This window comes from Paenibacillus forsythiae T98 (assembly GCF_000520735.1).
Lineage (GTDB): Bacteria > Bacillota > Bacilli > Paenibacillales > Paenibacillaceae > Paenibacillus_AQ > Paenibacillus_AQ forsythiae.
Genome location: NZ_ASSC01000538.1, coordinates 1 through 6243 on the forward strand (window position 1 = coordinate 1; position 6243 = coordinate 6243).

Genomic DNA, 6243 nt, shown 5'->3' on the forward strand with positions numbered 1-6243 from the left:
AATAATAAAAGGCTGGCGCAGGGTTCTTGCCCGCGCCAGCCTTGTTCATATCAGCATATTGAACAGATTGAGGTCCTTGTTCAGCTCGATATAGTCTACACCTTTGAGCTTCATCCGTTCAACGAGCGGCTCATAGGCTTCCTTGGACAGCAGCTCGATGCCGACAAGGGCCGGGCCGTTCTCCTTGTTGTTCTTCTTCGTATATTCGAACCGGGTAATATCGTCGTCAGGTCCGAGCACTTCCGATACAAGTTCGCGCAGCGCGCCCGCCCGCTGGGGAAAATTAATCATGAAGTAATGCTTCAGTCCTTCGTAAATCAGCGAGCGTTCTTTAATCTCCTGCATCCGGTCGATATCATTGTTGCCGCCGCTCACGATGCAGACGACCGTCTTGCCGCGAATCTGCTCGCGGTACAGGTCCAGTGCGGCGATTGGCAGCGAGCCCGCCGGTTCCACTACAATAGCGTTCTCGTTGTACAACTCCAATATGGCCGTACAGGCCTTGCCTTCCGGGACCCTGATGATGTCGTCCAGCGTGCGGGAGCAGATATCGTACGTAAGTCCGCCCACCCGCTTTACCGCCGCGCCATCCACGAACTTGTCAATCTCCGGCAGCGTGACGACCTTCCCCAGCGCGAACGCCTCGCTCATGGAAGCCGCCCCCGCCGGTTCCACGCCGATGACCTTGGTCGACGGGCTAACCGTCTTCACATAAGTGCCCACGCCCGCCGCCAGCCCGCCGCCGCCGATGGTCACGAACACCAGGTCGGCCGGATCGTCCAGACTTTCCATGACCTCCATCGCAATCGTTCCGTTCCCGGCGATGATCTTCGGCTCGTCGAACGGATGAATAAGCGTCATGCCGTAATCGACACAGGCCTGCATCGCCTCTTCGTAGGCGTCGTCGAATGTATCTCCCTTGAGCACCACTTCGACATATTCTCCGCCGAACCGCCGGACCTGCTTCACCTTCTGGCTGGGAGTGGTGCTGGGCATATATACTTTGCCGTGAATCCCGAGCGCACGGCATGAAAAAGCGACTCCCTGCGCATGATTGCCCGCGCTGGCGCACACGATTCCTCTGTTTCTGTCCTCCTCGGAGAGACTGCGGATCATATTGTAGGCTCCGCGGATCTTGAATGAGCGCACGACCTGAAGGTCCTCGCGCTTCAAATATACATTGCAATCGTATTTGGCCGACAGCACCTCGTCGCGCTGCAGCGGAGTCCGGACAATGACTTCCCGCAGCATATGATGCGCTCGCACGATGTCTTCCAGACCCACGATCCGGTTGTCGCTTTCCTTCATGAATTCTCCTCGCTTCACTGTCTTGATAGCGGTTCGTATCCGCTCCTTGTAACATACTCCCCCGGCGGCTTTTTTTCAAGGCATTCCGGACAAGGGGGCGGGAGTACGCGCCAATTTCCGCCGAAAGCGCAGTCGCCTGGCCGGAAACTGCCCGGCTTACGCCTTGAAGCGGGACACCGTATCCAGCAGCGCCAACGCGCTGCGGCTGATTTCTTCCATTTCCGTCACAATGCTTCCGGACTTCGCGATGACCTCTTCCGTTCTCCCGGCAATACTGCTCGCGCCCTCGGCGCCTTCATTCGTGGCGACTGCCGTTTCACTGATGGCATGCAGCATACTCTGGACGGATGCCAGCAGTTCCTCCGTAGTCGCGCTGAAATCCGTCACCAGGTCTTCCACATACCTGGCGTCTTCGCTGTACTGGGAGCCCGTCTTCTGCATCGTATCGTAGTCGCGGAGGACCTGCTCATCCATAAAATGCAGAATATCCTCCGCACCTTCAACCAGACTGCCCACAGCCGCAACCACCGAACCGGTGACCTGCATAATTTCCCGTACAGCCGAGCGCGAGTTCTCCGCCAGCTTGCGGATTTCCTCGGCGACTACGGCGAAGCCTTTCCCCGCTTCACCCGCCCGCGCCGCCTCGATGGAGGCGTTCAGCGACAGCAGATTCGTCTGCGAGGCGATCTCCAGAATGGCCTTGGTCAGCACCTTGATCTGATCAATCGACCGGGACTGCTCAATGGCGCTGCGGAGCTTCTCCTCGCTGCGGCCGTAGACCTGCTCTGCCGCCTGCCGGGAGTCGATGGCCGACTGCTTGAGCCGCTCGGCGCGTTTGTTGATTTCCTTGGCCGATCCTGCGCCGCCCTGCGCCTTCAAGGCAATATTGTTAATCGCGCCTTCGATCTCCAGCGTGCTGGCGTTCATTTCCTCCATCGCGGCGGCGGTCTGCTGCATCCCGGCCGACAGCTCTTCGGTCGTGGCGGAGACATCCGCAATGTTCTCATCCAGGACGAACACATTTTTCTCCGTATTTTCGACATGGGCGGAGATGCTGTGCGAGGTTCGCATAATTTCCCGGATCATGTCCTGCTGGGAGGAAATCATCTCATTGAAGCCCTTCGCCAAAATGCCGATCTCCCCTTTAGCCTTGACGTCGGCGCGGACCGACAGGTCTCCGGCCATCGCGGTCCGGAATGCCTCCGTCAGCACCGGAATCGGTCTCAGGATACTGGCGGCGACGAAATACAGCACCACGCCCATGATGATGACAGCGGCCAGAGTGGACAGGACGAAGATCAGTTGGAAGGAATGCAAGGCGCCCTCCGCGTCTTTTGCCGGAACGATCAGCGCCTCCGCCCATTGATTGTCGACCGCTGGGGCATAAGAGACGTAACTGGCTTGACCGTCAATGCTGGTCTTGATGACACTGGAGCCCCACTGAAGCATTTTTCCGCCGACCGCCTCCCATTCTCCGCCCAGCTCGCCGATCTTTTTAAGCAAAATATAGTCACTGTTCGGGTGGTAAATGAATGTGCCGTCCTTGTTGACCAGCAGCGCAAATCCGCTGCCCTTGTAGTTGAAGCCCTCCAGCGCCTGCGTGATTTGCTCCGTCGAAATATCCGCGCCCGCCACGCCGATCAGCTTGCCGCTGTCGCTTAGAATCGGAGCGCTTAAGGTAACGACCATTTTGCCTGAGCCGGCGTCAATATAAGGGTCGGTCACTGTAAGCCGGTTATTCTTGACCGTTGCGGCATACCAGGCGCGTTCCTTCATATTGTAGTCGGCCGGCGGTTCGAACTCATCCTGGGTAATGACCTTGTTCACGCCATCCAGGCCGATATATACGTTCAGCAGATTTTTGTTGTTGTCCTTGGCCAGATTGAGTGTGCGTATGAGAGCGCTGTATCCCTCCGTCGTCTTGACGGCATCAGGAGAGGATACCTTTGAAATGAAGTCCCTTACAAAAGCATTGGCGCCCAGCAGCTCCACACTCTCGCCGGCCGGCATGAGCAGCTCGTTCACCTCGGAAGAAATCTGCCGCTTCTCATAGTCAAGCGCCTGGCGCAGATCATCGACGATGAGCCTCTTCGTATTGCTGTAAATGACGCTCGCCATGATGGAAAAAATAATAACAATAGACACGATGACGAACAGGAACAGCTTGCCCTGGATTCCCATATGCGAGAGGCCGTAAAGCCATTTTCCGAAAAAGCTTGTCTGCGGCTTGGGCCCAGACGAGACCTCCGACTGCCTGGAATCTGACTCAAACTCTTCATTGGATGTCAACTTCTGTACCATGATGATCCCGCCTTCAGTAATGAATATATCTTGTAATCATGCTATCGGATTTCATCCCGGTGTTATTTAGGGCATGGCAGATTTCAGATTAAAAAAACAAAGATATTTATTAACACTGTCGAAATATGTCCATTTTTGCAGAAAAAAAGCCTTTGGTCCTTGATCCAAGGACTAAAGGCTTGATATAAAAGGCTGTACCGCCTCTACTGCTTAAGCATCCATTTCAGCAGCTCCGGAACACTCGTCCAAAGCCGTGAATGCATGATCACGTACTCGATCGCCTCGTTGGCATCGCCCCTGCCGATATAATCGGGCAGATTGTGCGGAAGCATTTTGGCGCCCAGCAGGTAATCCGGCACATGCTTGTTCACGCCTTTCGCTACGCGGTACAGCATTTTCAGGCGGGAGGTGACCCCATGCCGTTTGAATTCCAGCACCATCCGGTCATAGGCAAACGAAGCGGCTCCGTCCTCCTCGCCGTATGCTTTCAGCAGCTTCTCCGCCTCCGTCAGCCGATCGGTGTACAGATAGACGGCAAGCAGCAGATACCGCGCGCCTGTATTATCATTCGGATTAAGCTCCAGAATATGCTCCAGGACCCCGGCGGCCTCGTCCGCAGCCCCGCCGAACCAGCACGAACCGGCATAGCTTGTGCATAGGCGTATATAAGGGCGGGTCTCGGGAATCAGCCAGAAATGCCCTTTATTCTCGGCAAAAAAGGCGCTGCCCAGTTCCCGTCTGCCCGCTTCCATTCCCGCCTTTAACAGGGCTCTCGCCTCCTGCTCGCCTTCCGCCTCGTCAGCAAGCAGGAGATACGCCCCGGTGTTGTCCGGATCAAGCTCAAGCGCGGCTTTGGCCAACTGGGACCTCGATTTGGGCGAGGCGCTGTCCATCGCCCGGAATACCAGCTCCGCAGCCTTCTCCTTGGCGCTTCCCTTCAGCGACCCGATGAGAACCTCGGGCGGGAGCATTTCTTCCGTCCCTCCGGCGGCATACTCATCGACATAGGCGCACAGCTCTTTATATCGGCGGGCGAGCGTGGACTTGGTGATTTCATATTTCCCGGCAAGATCGGCCTGGGTCAGCATGAAGCCATATTCCTCGGACAGCAGATATTCTATCGCTGCACAGAAGGCCCCTTCCTTCTTCACGACGGGCTTGGCCATTCGGGAAAAGCCGTTCCACAGCATCAGCGCTTCCGCAATCAATTCTTTGTCATATTCATACCTCATCTGTTCGATCAGCGTAAGACCCAATTGCTCATGCGCCGGGCTCTCCCACTGCAGTTCCCGCGAAACCAATCTTCTAAGCTTGGGAAGCGTCAGCTTGTTCCCCTTGGAAGCCGGTTTCTCACCGGAAACCGCCTGATTCTCCGAAGGAGGCTGTACGATCGTTCCCCGCACCGTTGTTCCGGCTGACGGCTCCACCAGACTGAGCGCGGGAACCGCTGCGCCGCTCTCCTTTCCGATGCAGCATTTTTTGTATTTTTTGCCGCTTCCGCAAGGGCACAAGTCGTTTCTTCCGATCTTGATCAAAGCATATTCCTCCTTAAAATCTGCAGCACACCATAAATAAACAGCCCGCCTGCATACAGAGCAGCATATGACGCTTGACTGTCCGTATCGATATTATAGCATTTTCGACATTTAAAAAGGGCCTTTCCGCTTTAAGGAAAGACCCTTTATTCTGTCTGTATCCGTACATTATCCCCCGTACGAGTTGTATTATAGCACTTCATTCACAGCTTGTCAGTCGTTTTTTTAGGACATTTAACATAAAAAATTGTGAATTTTCCCGACAAAAGTCTGATTCCGGCTTATTGCAGCGCTTTGGCCGCGATGTCGGTGCGGTTCTGCTTGCCGTCAAAGGAAATCCGGTTCGCATTCGCGTAGGCGGCATTCCGCGCTTCGGCAATTCCGGCGCCGAGTCCGACAACGCCGAGCACCCGGCCGCCGTTTGTCACAATGCTTCCATCAGACCCAAGCGCCGTGCCTGCGTGAAAAATAAGCCCTTCCTGGCCGGCCTCGGCCAGACCGCTGATCGGCATGCCTTTGGGGTAAGAGCCCGGGTATCCCTGCGAAGCCAGCACGACGCATACCGCCGCCTCATCGCTCCATTCAATCTCGATATCGGCAAGCCGTCCGTCCACAGCGGCGAGGAAAATCTCCAGCAGATCGCTCTTCAGCCTCGGCAGGACGACCTGGGTCTCCGGATCGCCGAAGCGGGCGTTGAATTCAACGGTCTTCGGCGTACCGTCCGGCGAAATCATCAGCCCGGCGAACAGGATGCCGCGGAAAGGCCGGCCCTCGGAGACCATAGCCTTGGCCGTCGGCTCCACAATCGTCTCAATCGCCTTTTGAATAATGGCGTCGTCGATATGCGGAAGCGGGGAATAGGTGCCCATGCCGCCGGTATTGGGACCTTTATCGTCGTCAAAGACCGGCTTGTGGTCCTGCGCCGCCGGCATCGGGCGCACCGTCTCGCCGTCAACGAAGGCCAGAATCGACATCTCTTGTCCCGCCAGAAACTCCTCGATTACGACCTGGCTGCCGGACTCGCCGAACACGCGCGATACCATCATATCCTCCAGCGCCTTCTCCGCTTCCTCGCGCGAGCAGGCCACGGTTACGCCCT

The 6243-nt window shown here is 56.3% G+C and carries 4 protein-coding genes; all 4 read right to left on the minus strand.

Features of this window, described 5'->3' with window-relative positions; translation table 11 throughout:
- Nucleotides 1-45 precede the first annotated feature (45 nt).
- Nucleotides 46-1308: a threonine ammonia-lyase IlvA gene (ilvA, locus tag L692_RS0116800; RefSeq protein WP_025701277.1), complete on the minus strand. Its 1263-nt coding sequence runs from the start codon at nt 1306-1308 to the stop codon at nt 46-48.
- A 156-nt stretch (nt 1309-1464) separates the two neighbouring features.
- Nucleotides 1465-3609 carry a methyl-accepting chemotaxis protein gene (locus L692_RS0116805; protein ID WP_025701278.1) on the minus strand — a complete coding sequence of 715 codons (2145 nt, stop codon included), beginning with the start codon at nt 3607-3609 and terminating at the stop codon, nt 1465-1467.
- Nucleotides 3610-3812: 203 nt separating this feature from the next.
- Entirely contained in the window at nt 3813-5144 is a 1332-nt protein-coding gene (locus L692_RS0116810; protein WP_025701279.1) for an SEC-C metal-binding domain-containing protein, read from the minus strand.
- A 281-nt stretch (nt 5145-5425) separates the two neighbouring features.
- The coding region (gene purD / locus L692_RS0116815; RefSeq protein ID WP_025701280.1) for a phosphoribosylamine--glycine ligase at nt 5426-6243 on the minus strand (818 nt) is incomplete at its 5' end.

Coding starts and splice junctions, on each gene's coding strand:
- ilvA (WP_025701277.1), bottom strand. CDS start 1,308: ATGAAGGAAAGCGACAACCGGATCGTGGGTCTGGAAGACATCGTGCGA.
- L692_RS0116805 (WP_025701278.1), bottom strand. CDS start 3,609: ATGGTACAGAAGTTGACATCCAATGAAGAGTTTGAGTCAGATTCCAGG.